The sequence below is a fragment of the Mesorhizobium sp. M1143 genome (assembly GCF_040318435.1).
Classification (GTDB): domain Bacteria; phylum Pseudomonadota; class Alphaproteobacteria; order Rhizobiales; family Rhizobiaceae; genus Mesorhizobium.
This window is the reverse complement of record NZ_JAMYMJ010000004.1, coordinates 80,911-97,158: the sequence shown is the minus strand read 5'-3', so window position 1 is coordinate 97,158 and position 16,248 is coordinate 80,911. Positions and strand designations below refer to the sequence as shown.

Below are 16,248 nucleotides of genomic sequence, written 5' to 3'. Positions count from 1 at the left end.
TTAAAATGTCATGGTCCGGCGCGATGCCAGGATCTTTTGCAGGACGGCACAGTCGATATTCCTGGGAACCGGGCGTTCGCCGGTGACCATGGGCAGGAATTCGGTGTCGGGGATGTCGAGGAGCCTTTCATATTGGTCGATTTCATCGCCGGTCAAGGCGCCGATCTCGTTGTCGGCAAACGTACCGAGGATAAGGTCCATCTCGCGCATCCCGCGATGCCAGGAGCGGAACAACAGCTTGCGGCGCCTGATATCCAGCCCCTCGCTTGATCGTTTCGTCCCGGTCATCGTGCCGCATCCTTGCTTGGTGCGGCGCATATAGCGTGGATAGAGGGCGGTGTCAGCCTTGCAACGCACGGGTGGGCGGCTAAACATCCCTGGTGTGAAGAACACTCCTGACAACGCTGGTGCCGGACACCGCCCGCACTTCACCCTCCCCCTTGTGGGGAGGGTCGGCGAGCACGCTTCGCAAAGCGAAGCGAGTGAGACGGGGTGGGGGTGCGGCGCTGACCTACCGACTTCCTCGAAAGTTAGCCGCGCACCTACCCCCATCCCGCTCCGCTTCGAGGATCGACCCTCCCCACAGGGGGGAGAGTGAAGCCATGCGCCCCTCCCTCCTCGACCCTCTCTTCGTCCCGATCACTTCGCTTGCCGGCGTCGGCCCCAAGGTTGGCGCTCTGATCGAGAAGGTGGTGGCGGCCGATCTCGGCGAACGGCCGGCGCGCGCCGGCGACCTGTTGTTCGTTCTGCCGCACACCGTCATAGACCGCCGCAATCGTCCCGGCATCGCGCTTGCGCCGGCCGGCGCCATCGTCACGCTCGACGTGCGCATCGACCGCCACCAGCCGCCGCCGCGCGGCAACCGGTCGGTGCCTTACCGCGTCTATGCCCATGACGACACCGGCGAGATCGGCCTGATCTTCTTCCACGCCCATGCCGCCTATCTCGAAAAGGCGATGCCGGTGGGCGAGCATGTCGTCGTCTCCGGCCGCATGGAGTGGTTCAACGGCCGCCCGACCATGGTCCATCCCGACCATATCGCCCTGGTGAGCGAGGCGGAAACACTGCCGCTGGTCGAACCGGTCTATCCGCTGACCGCCGGCCTGTCGGGCAAGGTGCTGCGCCGCGCCATCGGCCAGGCGCTCGGCCGGCTGCCGGAATTGTCGGAATGGCAGGACGGCGCCTTCATGCGCAAGCAGACTTTCCCCGCCTTCGCCGACGCGCTCGCCCGCATCCACTATCCCGCGGACCCGATCGATGTCGCCATCGAGGGGGTGGCATGGCGCCGCCTTGCCTATGACGAGCTTCTCGCCGGCCAGGTCTCGCTGGCATTGGTGCGGGCAAAAGTGCGCCGCCTGTCGGGCCGGCCGCTCATCGGCGACGGTCGCATCGTTGAGAAACTGCGCGCAGCCCTGCCCTATTCATTGACCGGCAGCCAGGAATTCGCGCTTGCCGAAATCAATGCCGATCTGGCCGACCCCGAGCGCATGCTGCGCCTGCTGCAAGGCGATGTCGGCTCCGGCAAGACGGTGGTGGCGCTGCTGGCCATGGGGCGCGCAGTCGAGGCCGGTGGCCAGGCGGCATTGATGGCGCCGACCGAGATCCTGGCGCGCCAGCATCTGGCGACGATCACGCCTTTGGCCGAACAGGCCGGCCTGCGCGTCGCTATCCTGACCGGCCGCGAAAAGGGCCGCGAACGCACTGAAACGCTATCAGGTCTCGCCAGCGGCGAGATCGACATCGTCGTCGGCACCCATGCGCTGTTCCAGGAAACGGTGACCTATCACGACCTCGTCTTTGCCGTGGTCGACGAGCAACACCGCTTCGGCGTCCACCAGCGGCTTGCCATCACCGCCAAGGGCGACGCCCCCGACATGCTGGTGATGACGGCGACGCCGATCCCGCGCACTCTGGTGCTGACCGCCTTCGGCGACATGGACGTCTCCAAGCTGACGGAAAAACCGATCGGCCGCCAGCCGATCCGCACCGTCACGCTGCCACTGGAACGGCTGGACGAGTTGGTCGGTCGCATGCTGGACGCGGTTGCCGACGGCCAGAAGATCTACTGGATCTGCCCGCTGGTCGAGGAATCCGAAGAGATCAAGCTGATGTCGGCCGAGGACCGTTTTGCCTCGCTGCAGCCCTTGTTCGGCGATCGCATCGGCCTCGTCCACGGCCGCATGAAGGGTGCCGAAAAGGACGAGGCGATGCGCGCCTTCAAGGCCGGCGAAACCCGCATCCTGATCGCCACCACCGTTATCGAGGTCGGCGTCGACGTGCCGGACGCCACGATCATGGTCATCGAGCATGCCGAGCGTTTTGGCCTGGCGCAACTGCACCAGCTGCGCGGCCGCGTCGGGCGCGGCGACAAGCCTTCTTCCTGCGTGCTGCTTTACAAGGACCCGCTCGGCGAGACGGCAAAGCGCCGGCTGTCGGTGATGCGCGAGACCGAGGACGGTTTCCTGATCGCCGAAGAGGATCTGAAGCTGCGCGGCGAAGGCGAATTGCTCGGCACCCGCCAGTCCGGCACGCCGGGCTTCCAGGTGGCGCGCATCGAGGTGCACGCCGACTTGCTCGAAGCAGCCCGCGACGATGCAAGGCTGATCCTGTCGCGCGACCCGGAACTACAGTCTGAGCGCGGCGAGGCGCTGCGCCTGCTGCTCTATTTGTTCGGCCGCGACGAGGCCGTACGGCTCTTGCGCGCCGGCTGAGCGCCCTCGGCGATCAGCCCGCCAAGCGGCGGGTTGGCGAGATCTCCGTCGATCGGCTGGCCGTTCATCGTCACCATTTTCGGCTTGACTTCGGGCGCCACCAGCCCGGCCGAGACGATCAGCCTGGCGCCGTCCTCGATCGTCATGTCGAGCAGCACGATGTCGGATTTCGGCACGTACATCAGGAAACCGGTGGTAGGGTTCGGCGTGCACGGCATGAACACGGCGATCATCGGGTCGCCTGCATGGTCGAGCTTCTGGTTGATCTCGGTTTCCTTCTCGCTGGCGACGAAGACCAGCGACCAGACGCCTTTTCGCGGATATTCGACCAGCCCGACCTGGCGGAACATATCGCCCTTGTTCGACAGCACCGTCTGGAAAATCTGCTTCAGCGAACCGTAGATGCCGCGCACCAGCGGCATACGGCCAAGCAGCCGTTCGCCGAAATTGACGATGGCGCGACCGACGATGTTGGCGGTCATGAAGCCGATCAGCGTGATCAGCACGAGCGCCACGATCAGGCCGAAGCCGGGCACCGGAAACGGCAAATAGGTGTCGGGGCTGTAGCGCGCCGGAATGTACGGCTTCACCCAGGAATCGACCCAGCCGACGAACGACCAGGCGATATAGGCGGTGATCGCCAGCGGCGCGCAGACGATAAAGCCTGTGAGGAAATAGTTCCTCAGCCGGGTCATGCCGGAAGTTCTGGGAGCATCGGACATGGTTCACCGGGGATGCGGGTTGCAGCGCCACACTAGTGAAGCGGACGGCGCTTTGGAACTGCGAAGTTTTTTAGACCCCCGATGAGCGCCGACTACTCCACGGTCACCGATTTCGCCAGATTGCGCGGCTGGTCGACGTCCGTCCCCATGAACACGGCGGCGTAGTAGGCCAGCATCTGGATCGGCAGCGCATAGATGATCGGCGAGATGATTTCCGGCACGTCAGGCAGGATGATCGTCTCCATCGTCTTCAAGCTCACCTGAGCCGCGCCCTTGGCGTCGGTGATCAGGATGATCTTGCCGCCGCGCGCCGCCACCTCCTGCATGTTCGACACAGTCTTTTCGAAGATGCGGTCATGCGGCGCGATGACGATGACCGGCATGTTTTCGTCGATCAGTGCGATCGGGCCATGCTTCAGTTCGCCCGCGGCATAACCCTCGGCATGGATGTAGGAGATTTCCTTGAGTTTCAGCGCGCCTTCCATGGCGAGCGGGAAATTGGTGTCGCGGCCGAGATAGAGCACGTCCTTGTAGCGCGAGATTTCGCGCGCGATGCGCTCGATCTGCTCCTCGAGCTTGAGCACCTGGTTGGCGTAGCGAGGCGCCTCCGAAAGAGCGCGCACCAGCGTCTTTTCCTCGTCCTTCGAGATCGTGCCGCGGGCCACACCCGCACGCACCGCCAGCGAGGCCAGCACCGAAAGCTGGCAGGTGAAAGCCTTGGTCGAGGCGACGCCGATCTCCGGCCCGGCCAACGTCGGCAGCACGACGTCGGATTCGCGCGCCATGGTCGATTCGCGCACATTGACGATGGCGCCGATCTTCATGCCCGCCTTGCGGCAATAGCGCAGCGAGGCCAGCGTGTCGGCGGTTTCGCCGGACTGCGAGATGAAGAAGGCAGCATCATCAGCCGATAACGGCATTTCGCGATAGCGGAATTCCGAGGCGACATCGATGTCGACCGGCAGCCGCGCATAGCGCTCGAACCAGTATTTGCTGATCAACCCCGCGAGATAGGCGGTGCCGCAGGCCGAGATCGCCAGCCGGCCGATCTTAGCGAAGTCGAACGGCAGTTCCAGCGGCTTCGACACGCCAGAGACGAAATCGACATAGTGCGCCAGCGTATGCGAGATCACTTCGGGCTGTTCATGGATTTCCTTTTCCATGAAATGGCGGCGGTTGCCCTTGTCGACCATGAAGCTGGTCGACAGTGATTGCTGGCGCTTGCGGGCAACCTCTTTGCCGTCGATGTCGAAGATGGTGACGCCATCGCGGCGCACCACCGCCCAGTCGCCGTCTTCGAGATAGGTGATGGAATTGGTGAACGGCGCCAGCGCGATGGCGTCGGAGCCCAGAAACATCTCGCCATCGCCATGGCCGACGGCCAGCGGCGGGCCATTGCGGGCGCCGACGATGAGATCCTCGTCGCCGGTGAACATGATGGCCAGAGCAAAGGCGCCTTCCAGCCGCTTCAGCGCCTGGTGCGCCGCCTCGATCGGCTTCAGCCCTTTGGCAAGCTGCCGCGCCACCAGATGCGCTACGACCTCGGTATCGGTCTGCGACGAGAAGGAATAGCCGTCGCGGATCAGCTCATCGCGCAACTCGGCGAAATTCTCGATGATGCCGTTGTGAACGATGGCGACGCCGTCGGAGAAATGCGGATGGGCGTTGGTCTCGTTGGGCACGCCATGTGTGGCCCAGCGCGTGTGGCCGATGCCGATCGTGCCATCGAGCGGCTCGTCCTTCAGCCGGCGTTCGAGGTTGATCAGCTTGCCTTCGGCGCGGCGGCGGCCAAGCCGGCCATGCTCGATCGTGGCGACACCGGCCGAGTCATAGCCGCGATATTCCAGCCGCTTCAAAGCATCGACGATGAGCGGCGCGACTTGGCTCTGGCCGACAATTCCGACGATACCGCACATGCGCCTGCCCCCGATTCACCTGGAAAACCAGTCCCGATGGAAAACCAGCGCTATCTAGGGATTGCCGGCCCGCCGCGAAAGTCACTTTGCGTTTCGTCTGCTGTAACGGAACGCTTCTCAACCCGATGCACCATGACACACCGCTCTTGCAATCCGGTTACCGCAATTCCTCGGTTGTTCAATTGCTTCGGCGGTTAATGGCCGGTGCCGGCCTTTTTCTTCGCCGCTGCGGCAGACGCGAAGCGCTCGCGCAATTCCTTGCCCTTGCCGGGAATGGTCTTCTGGCGGGCGCGGCCGAAGGCCAGCGCATCGTCCGGCACGCTTTCGGTTATGACGCTACCCGAGGCGATGTAGCCGCCCTTGCCGATCGTAACCGGCGCCACCAGCGACGAGTTCGAACCGATGAAGGCGCCCTCGCCGATGTCGGTGAAAAACTTCGAGTAGCCGTCATAGTTGCAGGTAATGGTGCCGGCGCCGATATTGGCCCCCGCGCCCACACGGGCATCGCCGATATAAGTCAGATGATTGACCTTGGCGCGCTCCTCGATGACCGCCTGCTTGACCTCGCAGAAATTGCCGACCTTGGCTTTCTCGCGGAGATCGGCGCCTGGCCTGAGCCGTGCGAACGGACCGACGTCGCAATTGGCAGCGACGGTCGCGCCTTCGATGTGGCTGAAGGCGTGGATCTTGGCGCCGCCGGCGATTTTCACGCCCGGGCCGAACCAGACATTGGGCTCGACGATGGTGTCGGCGCCGATTTCGGTATCGTGCGAGAAATACACGGTGTCCGGCGCAATCAGCGTTACGCCCGACAGCATCGCCTCGTCCCGACGACGCTGTTGCCAGATGCCTTCCGCCTGCGCCAGCTCGGCCCTGTTGTTGATGCCGAGCGCGCTCTCGAAGCTCGTTTCGGTGGCGACGACATCGAGCCCTTTCGCACTGGCGATCTCGACGATGTCGGTGAGATAGTACTCGCCCTTGGCGTTCTTGTTGCCGACCTTGTCGAGCAGTTCGAGCGCATGAGCGCCGGCCACCGCCATCATGCCGGCATTGCAGAAGCCGATCTTCTTTTCCTCGGCGGAGCAGTCCTTCTCCTCGCGGATGGCGGTGAGCTTGCCACCTTTTTCGATCAGCCGGCCATAGCCGGCCGGGCTGGGCGGACGGAAACCGATCACCACGACGGCCGCGCCATCGGCAAGCTTTTGCCGCGCGGTCACCAGGGCTTCAGCATCGATCAGCGGCGTGTCGCCGAACATCACGAGAATATCGTCATAACCCTTTGATATCGCATCGCGCGCAGCCAGCACGGCATGTGCAGTGCCGAGCCGCTTCTCCTGCACGAAGGTCTCGGCCTTGGGCGCGAATTTCGCCGCCGCCTTGCGCATATCATCGGCGCCATGGCCGATCACCAGCGCCTGGCTGCGGGCGCCGGCGGCCTCGGCCGCTTTCACCACATGGGCGACCATCGGCAGTCCGGCGATCTGGTGCAGCACCTTCGGCATCGCGCTCTTCATGCGCGTGCCTTCACCGGCGGCGAGAATGACGGACAAGCAGGATCTCTGGCTCATGGAAGGACAACCGTATGAAATGGGATCAGGAATCGCAGAGTGGTAGCATCTGGCGTCATGCTGCACCAATGGGGTTAAATTCCGGTGAGGTGATGAGGCAGTTCACTCTCGATCAGCGGATCGCTACCCCAGCCGGCCCAGCACCGGAAAATTCTCCAGCAGCCAGTAGGACACCGTCTGCACGCCGCCGGTGAGGAAGAACACGCCGGCGACGACCAGCAGCGCGCCGATGGCTTTTTCGACGCGGCCGAGATGGACGCGGAACCTGCCGAGGAAGCGCATGAAGGCGCCGGAGAACAGGGCAGCAATCAGGAACGGAATGCCGAGGCCAAGCGAATAGGCGGCAAGCAGAAGAGCGCCCTCGCCCACCGTCTCGCGGCCGCCGGCCAAGGGCAGGATCGGCCCCAGCACCGGGCCGATGCACGGCGTCCAGCCAAAGGCGAAGGCCAGCCCCATGACATAGGCGGCGACCATGCTGGCAGGCTTGCCCTGCGATTGAAAGCGCGCCTCGCGCGACAAAAGCGGGATGCGCAAGATGCCGAGGAAATTCAGCCCCATCAGGATGATCAGCACGCCGGCAGCCATCGCCAGCGGTTCCTGCCAGACGCGCAGCCAGTGGCCGATGGTCGAGGCGCCGGCGCCGAGCGCCACGAACACGGTGGAGAAACCGAGTACGAAGGCGAGCGAGGAATAGATGAGCGCGCCGCGGGCGCCGGCCTTGGCCGCGACGCCGGCACCGCCACCGCGAAAGTCGTCGACCGACACGCCGGCCATGTAGCAGAGATAGGGCGGCACCAGCGGCAGCACGCAAGGCGACAGGAACGAGATCGCCCCCGCTCCGACCGCGCTGACATAGCCGATGTCCAATGGCATTCCAGAACCCCAGATTCCTTGGCGCCGATATAGCGACGCAAAATCGTGTTCGCCAATCACCATCGTGTGGAATTTGGCTACAGATACGATCCGGCCGGACGAATTGTTGTCGGCCAATCCCAAGTTGACCAAGCCGGGGAAGAAATGTCCCTCGCCGAACGTTCACATAGCGAAGCCGCGATTTCTGCGCGCTTCGTCGGATCACCAGGGAGATTTCCATGAAAACGATCACCGTCGGCCTGGCCGCCCTTCTGCTCAGCACCGCCGCATCCTTCGCCGCCGAAGCGTGGAAGGAAGCGGAAGTCGCTGGCACCAAGATCTACACCGATGCCAACGGCATGACGCTCTATACCTATGACAAGGACGAGAAGGGCAAGACCAACTGCTATGACAAATGCGCCACCAACTGGCCGCCGCTGAAGGCCGAGGACGGCGCCAAGGCGGACGACGAATGGACCATCGTCGACCGCACTGACGGCACCAAGATGTGGGCCTATGACGGCAAGCCGGTCTACACCTTCATCAAGGACAAGAAGGCCGGTGACATCACCGGCGACGGCGTCGGCGAAGTCTGGCACATCGTCAAGGCCGACTGATCGTCCGAACCTCTATCCCGCGCGCCATCGGCGGGACTCGGCTGGCCGCCGGCTCCAAGCGACCCGGCGGCCAGTTCGGCATTTACGGGCAGCACGAACCGGTCGCGGCGCCTTTCCCGGTGGCTCGAAACACGAACCGTCCCAGACAAAAATTTTGTGATCTTCTCCATACACTCTAAGAGTGTATTGCGGCACACGCCTCCGCATTTTGGCCGCTTGCCCTTGACCGATCGCAAAAGCGCGGCCATGTGAGCGACCAATTGAATGCGTCACGCAGCGGAATTCTTCTGCCGCCCCACAGCTGATATGAGACCTCATGGACGTCGTCGTCGTCGAATCGCCGGCCAAGGCAAAGACAATCAACAAGTATCTCGGCAAGAACTTCAAGGTTCTGGCCTCGTTCGGCCATGTCCGCGATCTGCCGGCCAAGGATGGTTCGGTGCGTCCCGACGAGGATTTCGCCATGTCCTGGGCGGTCGACACCGCGTCCGGAAAGCGTCTCACCGACATCGCCAACGCGGTCAAGGATGCCGATGGCCTGATCCTCGCCACCGATCCGGATCGCGAGGGCGAAGCCATTTCCTGGCACGTGCTGGAGGTGCTCAAGCAGAAGCGCGTGTTGAAGGACAAGCCGGTCAGCCGCGTCGTCTTCAATGCCATCACCAAGTCGTCGGTGCTGGAAGCGATGGCCAATCCGCGCCAGATCGATGCGCCATTGGTCGATGCCTATCTGGCTCGCCGCGCACTCGATTATCTCGTCGGCTTCACGCTGTCGCCGGTGCTGTGGCGCAAATTGCCGGGCGCCCGTTCCGCCGGCCGCGTCCAGTCGGTGGCGCTGCGCCTGGTCTGCGACCGCGAATCCGAAATCGAACGTTTCGTCCGCGAGGAATACTGGCAGATCGCTGCCCTCCTCGGCACGCCACGTAACGACAGCTTCGAGGCGCGGCTGACCGCGTTCGAGCGCAAGAAGCTGCAGAAGCTCGACATCGCCAGCAAGGCGCAGGCCGACGATATCAAGGGCATGCTCGAAGGCGCGACCTTCAAGGCTCTGTCGGTGGAAGCCAAGCCGACGCGGCGCAATCCTGGCCCGCCCTTCACCACTTCGACGCTGCAGCAGGCGGCATCGTCGGGCCTCGGCTTTTCGGCGACGCGCACCATGCAGGTGGCGCAGCGCCTCTATGAAGGCATGGAGATCGGCGGCGAGACCACCGGCCTGATCACCTATATGCGAACCGACGGCGTGCAGATGGCGCCGGAGGCGATTGACGCCGCCCGCGACACCATCGCCAAGGAATTCGGCCCAAGATACCTCCCGGAAAAGCCGCGCCAGTACACAGCCAAGGCCAAGAATGCCCAGGAAGCGCACGAGGCGGTCCGCCCGACCGATTTCATGCGCACGCCGGCTTCGGTCAGGCAGTATCTCGATTCCGACCAGCTGCGGCTTTACGAATTGATCTGGAAGCGCGCCATCGCCAGCCAGATGCAGTCGGCCGAGATCGAGCGTACCACGGTCGAAATCGAGGCGGTCAATGGCGCTCGCACCGCGGAGCTTCGCGCCGTCGGTTCCGTCGTTCGCTTCGACGGCTTCATCGCCGCCTACACCGACCAGAAGGACGACGACGCCGAAGACGAGGAAAACCGTCGTCTGCCCGAGATCCGTGCCGGCGAGCAGCTGGCCCGTCAGGCGATCAATGCCACCCAGCACACCACCGAGCCGCCGCCGCGCTATTCCGAGGCGTCGCTGATCAAGAAGCTGGAAGAGCTCGGCATCGGCCGTCCGTCGACCTACACCGCGATCCTGAAGACGTTGGAAGACCGTGACTACGTCAGCATCGACAAGCGCCGGCTGGTGCCGCAGGCCAAGGGCCGGCTGCTGTCGGCTTTCCTCGAAAGCTTCTTCGAGCGTTATGTCGAATATGACTTCACGGCCTCACTCGAGGAAAAGCTTGACGAGATTTCCGACGGCAAGCTCGCCTGGAAGGACGTGCTGCGCGACTTCTGGAAAGACTTTTCCGGCGCGGTCGCCGACATCAAGGAACTGCGCGTCACCGACGTGCTCGATGCGCTGAACGAGGAACTGGCGCCGCTGGTGTTCCCCGCGCGGGAGGATGGCTCGAATCCCCGCATCTGCCCGAAATGCGGCTCCGGCAATCTGTCGCTGAAACTCGGCAAGTTCGGCGCCTTCGTCGGCTGCTCCAACTATCCGGAATGTTCCTTTACCCGCCAGCTCGGCGACGCCGCCAACCCGAATGGCGAGAATGGCGGCGGCGAGGACGGCACCAAGGTGCTCGGCAAGGACCCCTACACGGCAGAGGAAATCACGCTGCGCTCAGGCCGCTTCGGTCCTTATATCCAGCGCGGCGACGGCAAGGAAGCCAAGCGCTCCAGCCTGCCCAAGGGCTGGACGCCTGATTCCATCGACCATGAGAAGGCCCTGGCGCTGCTGTCGCTGCCGCGCGACATCGGCAAGCATCCCGAGTCCGGCAAGATGATCTCCGCCGGGCTTGGCCGCTATGGTCCGTTCGTTTTGCACGATGGCACCTACGCCAATGTCGACAGCATCGAGGATGTGTTCTCGATCGGCCTCAACCACGCTGTCACCGTGATCGCCGAGAAGCAGCTGAAGGGCAAGGGCGGCCGCAATGGCGGCACTGCGGCGGCGCTGAAGGAACTCGGCGACCATCCCGATGGCGGGGGCAAGATCGTCGTGCGCGATGGCAAATATGGGCCCTATGTCAACTACGGCAAGGTCAACGCGACACTGCCCAAGGGCAAGGATCCGCAGTCGGTGACCGTCGAGGACGCGCTGGCGCTGATCGCCGAGAAGGAAGCCAAGGGCGGCGGCAAGAAGCCGTTCCGCAAGGCGGCAGCCGCCAAGGCCCCCACAGCCAAGAAAACCACTGCCAAAACAACCACTGGCAAGAAAACCACAGCCAAGAAGTCGGCGACCAAGAAGCCGGCGGCGAAGAAAAAGGGATAGCAGCGTGGCGCGCAGGATCACCGGTAGAAGCCACGGCGATCCGCGCACCGCCGACACGAGGGCCAAGGTCAAGGACGACTACAGGCCCTCGCGTGACGAAATCCTGCGCTACATCGCCGAGAACCCCGACCGCGCGGGAAAACGCGACATCGCCAAGGCGTTTGCCTTGCGCGGCGACGACCGCATCTGGCTGAAGGACATTCTGCGCGACCTGCAGGACGAAGGCATCCTGACCAAGGAGCGCAAACGGCTGGCCCGTGTCGGCGCCTTGTCGCATGTCGCCGTACTCGACATTTTTGGCCGCGATGGCGACGGCATCCTGCTGGCGCATCCTGCCGAGCCCGTAGGCACCGGCGAACCGCCCGTCGTCTCGATCCGCGTCTCGCGCGGCGGCAATGGCCCGCAGCCGGGCATCGGCGACCGTGTGCTGGCCAAGACCTTCCCGACCGACGATGCGACCGGGCCCGCCTATACGGGCCGCGTAATGAAGATTTTCGAGAAGCGGACAGATGCCGTGCTGGGCGTCTTTCGTATCCTTCAGGACGGCACCTTCCGCATCGAGCCGGTGGAACGTCGCCAGCCCGAACTGATCGTCGACAAGGAATTCCAGAACGGCGCCAGGAACGGCGACCTTGTCGAGGTCGAGCCCGCGCGGGCCTCCCGGTATGGTTTGCCGCGCGCAAAAGTGGTGGCGGTGCTGGGCTCGCTGACCAGCGAAAAGGCGGTCTCGATGATCGCCATCCACGCGCACGACATTCCGCATATCTTCCCGGCCGACGTCATCGCCGAATCCGAGGCGGTAAAACCGGCGACGCTTGCTCACCGCGAGGACTGGCGCGACCTGCCGCTGGTGACCATCGACCCGGCCGACGCCAAGGACCATGACGACGCCGTCTTCGCCACGCCCGACCTCGACGAGAAGAACCCCGGCGGCGTGATCGCCACGGTGGCGATCGCCGATGTTGCAGCCTATGTCCGCTATGGCACCGCACTCGATCGCGAGGCGCTGAAACGCGGCAATTCTGTCTATTTCCCCGACCGCGTCGTGCCGATGCTGCCAGAGCGCATCTCCAACGACCTGTGCTCGCTGCGCGAAGGCCAGGACCGTCCCGCGCTTGCCGTGCGCATGATTTTTGCCGCCGATGGCCGCAAGCTGCGTCACACCTTCCACCGCGTCATGATGAAATCGGCGGCAAAGCTCGCCTATCCGCAGGCCCAGGCCGCGATAGACGGCCTTCCTGACGACAAGACCGGCCCGATCCTCGATACGGTGCTGAAGCCGCTGTGTGACGCCTACGCCATCCTAAAGCGCGGCCGCGATGGCCGCCAGACACTCGAGCTTGCTCTGCCCGAGCACAAGATCCTGCTCAAGCCGGACGGCACCGTCGACCGCGTCGTCGTCCCGGAGCGGCTCGACGCCCACAAGCTGATCGAAGAATTCATGATCCAGGCCAATGTCGCCGCCGCCGAAACGCTGGAAGCGAAGAAGCAGGCGCTGGTCTACCGCGTCCACGATGCGCCGTCGCTGGCCAAGCAGGAATCGCTGCGCGAGTTCCTGCAGACGCTCGGCCTGTCGCTGGCGCGTGGCGCGCAGATGCGGCCCGCCCAGTTCAACGGCATTCTCGAGCGCGTGCGTGGCGCCGACAATGAGGGGCTGGTCAACGAAGTGGTGCTGCGCTCGCAGAGTCAGGCCGAATATTCGCCCAAGAACATCGGCCATTTCGGCCTCAACCTGAAGCGCTACGCGCATTTCACCTCGCCGATCCGCCGCTATGCCGATCTGATCGTGCATCGCGGGCTGATTGCCGCACTTGGGCTCGGCCCTGGCGGGCTGACGCAGGACGAAGAGACGCGGCTGGAAGACGTCGCGGTGCTGATCTCCGGCACCGAGCGCCGCGCCATGGCGGCCGAGCGCGACACCGTCGACCGGCTGATCGCTGCCTACCTCGCCGAGCGCATCGACGACCGGTTCGACGCCCGCATTTCGGGCGTCACCAAATCGGGACTATTTGTCCAATTGCCGCAGTTTGGCGCAGATGGCTTCATCCCGGTGTCAAGTCTGGATGGCGATTACTATATATATGACGAAACCGCGCGATCGCTGTTCGGAGAACGCACCGGCAAGGGCTATCAGCTTGCCGACCGCGTCGAGGTTCGCCTGATCGAGGTGGCGCCTATGGCCGGCGCGATGCGTTTCGAGATGCTGACCGACCCGAAGCCCCTGCCCGGCTCCAAACGGTCGTTTCACAAGGCAAAAGGCCGCGCCCGCGCGTCGCAATCGCGCCCGGGGTCGCGCGGCAGGAGACGATAATGGCAAGCGAAATGGGAATCCAGAAGCAGGTTTTCGGCGGCGAACATCATTCGGGCCGAGTCGCCCGCCCGCTGTGGACGGCGATGAAGCGCGGCGCCCTTGGCCGCTGCCCGCATTGCGGCGAAGGCAGGTTGTTCGCCGGCTTCACCAAAAGTGTCGACAAATGCGCCGTGTGCGGTGAGGAGTTCCACCACCACCGCGCCGACGACCTGCCCGCTTATCTCGTCATCGTCATTGTCGGCCACATCGTTCTCGGCGCCTTCATGGGCGTTGAGGCGACCTCGACGCTCTCCATGTGGCAGCACATCGCCATTTGGGTGCCGTTGACCATCGTGCTGTCGGTCGCTCTGCTGCAACCGGTCAAGGGCGCCGTCATCGGACTGCAATGGGCGCTCTATATGCACGGCTTCGGCGGCGAAAAAGACGGCACCGAGCCGCATCCCGGAACCTAGTTTGCGTCAGGGCAATGTCGCTTGGCGCAACATGCCGACCGTGAAAGGCCACTTTCGTTTGCCAGAAGTTTCCGCTAGGTCCTGCGCATGGAAGGTATGACCAAGGCGGAAGTCAGCAGGATGGACCGTGGCGCAGCCGCCCACAGCGGCCTGCCCATACGCCCGCGCGATGCCGCCACCCTGATCCTGCTCGACCGCGAGGGCGACGAGATTCTGGTGCTGATGGGCCGGCGCCATGCAGGCCACGCCTTCATGCCCGGCAAGTTCGTCTTTCCCGGCGGCCGCACCGATTCGGCCGACAGCCGCATAGCCGTTGCCACCCCATTGCTCCCGGAGGAAGAAGCCAGGCTGACCGCCGGCGTCGGCCGCATCAGCCCGTCGCGGGCCCGTGCCATCGCGCTCTCGGCCATCCGCGAGACTTATGAGGAAGCCGGCCTGCTCATCGGCCGCAAAGGCTCGTTCGCAACCGACAAGCGCGACTGGCAGGGCTTTGTCGAGCACGGCGTCCAGCCTTCGCTGGCGCCGCTGCGCTTCATCGCCCGCGCCATCACCCCGCCCAATCGCGTGCGTCGTTTCGACACCCGCTTCTTCAGCGCCTGGCGCAGCGATGTCGCCGTGGAACTGCCGGGTGGCGGCCCGACCAATGAGCTGGAAGAACTGGTCTGGCTGCCGCTTGCCAAGGCCAGAGAGGCCGATATCCCCGACATCACCCGAACGATCTTGCAGGAGCTGGAGACGCGGCTTGCCGGCGATCCGCGCCTGCGACCCGGTGGGTCCGTGCCGTTCTACCGGCTTATCCGCAACCGCTTCGTTCGCGAAATTCTTTAGAGCAATTCCAGGAAAAGTGTGACGCGGTTTTCCGTCCGGAATTACGCAATATCAAACAGACAGAGTATTCAGGCATCACATGACGGTCGATACCCAGCAAGAGGGCGACGAGCGCGTACATTGGCTACCGATGATCGCCGCGATCTCGTCGATCAGCGTCGTCGGCATCGCCATAGGCCTCGGCATGCCGCTGCTCAGCGTTATTCTCGAGAGCCGCGGCCACTCGGCATCGATGATCGGCCTCAACACCGCGGTCGCCGGCCTTGCCTCGATCGCCGGCGCCCCGCTGGCCACGCCGCTGGCGATGCGCTTCGGCGTCGCCTGGACGATGATCGCCATGATCGCCGCCGGCGCGCTCGCCTTTGTCGGCTTCCACTTCGCGCCGGACTTCTGGATGTGGTTCCCACTACGCGTCGTGCTGCACATCGCGCTGACGGTGCTGTTCATCCTGTCGGAATTCTGGATCAGCACCTCGGCGCCGCCGCGCCGGCGCGGCCTGGTGCTCGGCATCTACGCCACAGTGCTGTCGCTCGGCTTCGCCGCCGGGCCATGGATCTTCGCCCATATCGGCAGCACCGGCTTCTTGCCGTTTGGCGTCATCATCGTCCTGGTCGCGCTGGCCGCAATCCCGGTGCTGGCCGCACGGAATGAAAGTCCCACAATCGTGGTTGACGGCGAAACCAGCAACTTCCTGCGCTACATCTGGCTGGTGCCGACAGCGACCGCCGCCGTGCTGGTGTTCGGCGCCGTCGAGACCGGCGGCTTTGCGCTGTTCCCCGTCTATGGGAACCGCATCGGCTATTCCGAGGCGGATGCAGCCCTCCTGCTCACCATGATCGGCCTCGGCAACGTGCTGTTGCAGATCCCTATCGGCATGATCAGCGACCGCGTCTCAGACCGCCGCTATCTGCTTTTGGCCTGTGCCACGGTCGGACTTGCCGGCACCATCTTCATGCCGTTCTTCGCCGGCAATTGGCACCTGATGGCGGCGCTTCTGTTTGTCTGGGGCGGCGTGGTGGCCGCCATGTACACGATCGGCCTTGCCCATCTGGGCTCGCAGCTCTCCGGCCATGAACTGGCCTCGGCCAACGCCGCCTTCGTGCTCTGCTACGGCGTCGGCATGGTGCTTGGCCCGCAGGCGATCGGCATCGGCATGGATGCCTTCGGGCCCTCCGGCTTCGGCTGGTCGCTCGGCCTGTTCTTTGCCGCCTATATCGCCTTGGTCAGCGCCAGGCTGGTCCGCAAGATCTGGTAGCCTGTCCGTCGCCAGCCTGCGCAATCCTGACGGGAT

General features: G+C 64.2%; 12 protein-coding genes. 7 read left to right on the top strand and 5 right to left on the bottom strand.

Features of this window, described 5'->3' with window-relative positions:
* On the bottom strand, positions 1-288 hold the full coding sequence (locus NKH35_RS04995; protein ID WP_023681561.1) for an FAD assembly factor SdhE: 288 nt from the start codon (positions 286-288) through the stop codon (positions 1-3).
* A 314-nt stretch (positions 289-602) separates the two neighbouring features.
* Here NKH35_RS04995 and recG point away from each other — a divergent pair, with 314 nt between their 5' ends.
* Positions 603-2,711 (top strand): ATP-dependent DNA helicase RecG, encoded by a 2,109-nt coding sequence (gene recG, locus NKH35_RS04990; protein WP_027050382.1) that lies wholly within the window; start codon positions 603-605, stop codon positions 2,709-2,711.
* On the opposite strand, the gene NKH35_RS04985 is transcribed toward recG, so the two are convergent.
* From NKH35_RS04985 to NKH35_RS04970, 4 genes are all read right to left on the bottom strand, one after another.
* Positions 2,663-3,433 (bottom strand): DUF502 domain-containing protein, encoded by a 771-nt coding sequence (locus NKH35_RS04985; protein WP_031193123.1) that lies wholly within the window; start codon positions 3,431-3,433, stop codon positions 2,663-2,665. The two genes, recG and NKH35_RS04985, sit on opposite strands and share 49 nt — an antisense overlap.
* A 92-nt stretch (positions 3,434-3,525) precedes the next feature.
* Complete coding sequence (gene glmS / locus NKH35_RS04980) at positions 3,526-5,349, bottom strand: glutamine--fructose-6-phosphate transaminase (isomerizing) (protein WP_352444069.1); 1,824 nt, start codon at positions 5,347-5,349, stop codon at positions 3,526-3,528.
* A gap of 194 nt (positions 5,350-5,543) precedes the next feature.
* The gene (gene glmU / locus NKH35_RS04975) at positions 5,544-6,917 is read right to left on the bottom strand and encodes a bifunctional UDP-N-acetylglucosamine diphosphorylase/glucosamine-1-phosphate N-acetyltransferase GlmU (RefSeq protein ID WP_352913600.1); all 1,374 of its coding nucleotides are present in this window, start codon (positions 6,915-6,917) and stop codon (positions 5,544-5,546) included.
* Between the two features lie 123 nt (positions 6,918-7,040).
* Positions 7,041-7,790, bottom strand: coding sequence for a cytochrome c biogenesis CcdA family protein (locus NKH35_RS04970; RefSeq protein WP_352913598.1), 750 nt, complete (start codon positions 7,788-7,790; stop codon positions 7,041-7,043).
* 218 nt (positions 7,791-8,008) lie between these two features.
* Here NKH35_RS04970 and NKH35_RS04965 point away from each other — a divergent pair, with 218 nt between their 5' ends.
* From NKH35_RS04965 to NKH35_RS04940, 6 genes are all read left to right on the top strand, one after another.
* Positions 8,009-8,386 carry a COG4315 family predicted lipoprotein gene (locus NKH35_RS04965; protein ID WP_023734452.1) on the top strand — a complete coding sequence of 126 codons (378 nt, stop codon included), beginning with the start codon at positions 8,009-8,011 and terminating at the stop codon, positions 8,384-8,386.
* 316 nt (positions 8,387-8,702) lie between these two features.
* On the top strand, positions 8,703-11,366 hold the full coding sequence (gene topA, locus NKH35_RS04960; RefSeq protein WP_352913596.1) for a type I DNA topoisomerase: 2,664 nt from the start codon (positions 8,703-8,705) through the stop codon (positions 11,364-11,366).
* Positions 11,367-11,370: 4 nt separating this feature from the next.
* A complete protein-coding gene (gene rnr / locus NKH35_RS04955) occupies positions 11,371-13,677 on the top strand; it encodes a ribonuclease R (protein ID WP_352913594.1) in 2,307 nt (768 codons plus the stop codon).
* On the top strand, positions 13,677-14,129 hold the full coding sequence (locus NKH35_RS04950) for a DUF983 domain-containing protein (RefSeq protein ID WP_031194788.1): 453 nt from the start codon (positions 13,677-13,679) through the stop codon (positions 14,127-14,129). Before rnr ends, NKH35_RS04950 begins: the two co-directional genes overlap by 1 nt.
* Before the next feature lie 87 nt (positions 14,130-14,216).
* The gene (locus NKH35_RS04945; protein ID WP_023710624.1) at positions 14,217-14,957 is read left to right on the top strand and encodes an NUDIX hydrolase; all 741 of its coding nucleotides are present in this window, start codon (positions 14,217-14,219) and stop codon (positions 14,955-14,957) included.
* A 79-nt stretch (positions 14,958-15,036) separates the two neighbouring features.
* Positions 15,037-16,212, top strand: coding sequence for an MFS transporter (locus NKH35_RS04940; protein ID WP_023681570.1), 1,176 nt, complete (start codon positions 15,037-15,039; stop codon positions 16,210-16,212).
* Positions 16,213-16,248 lie beyond the last annotated feature (36 nt).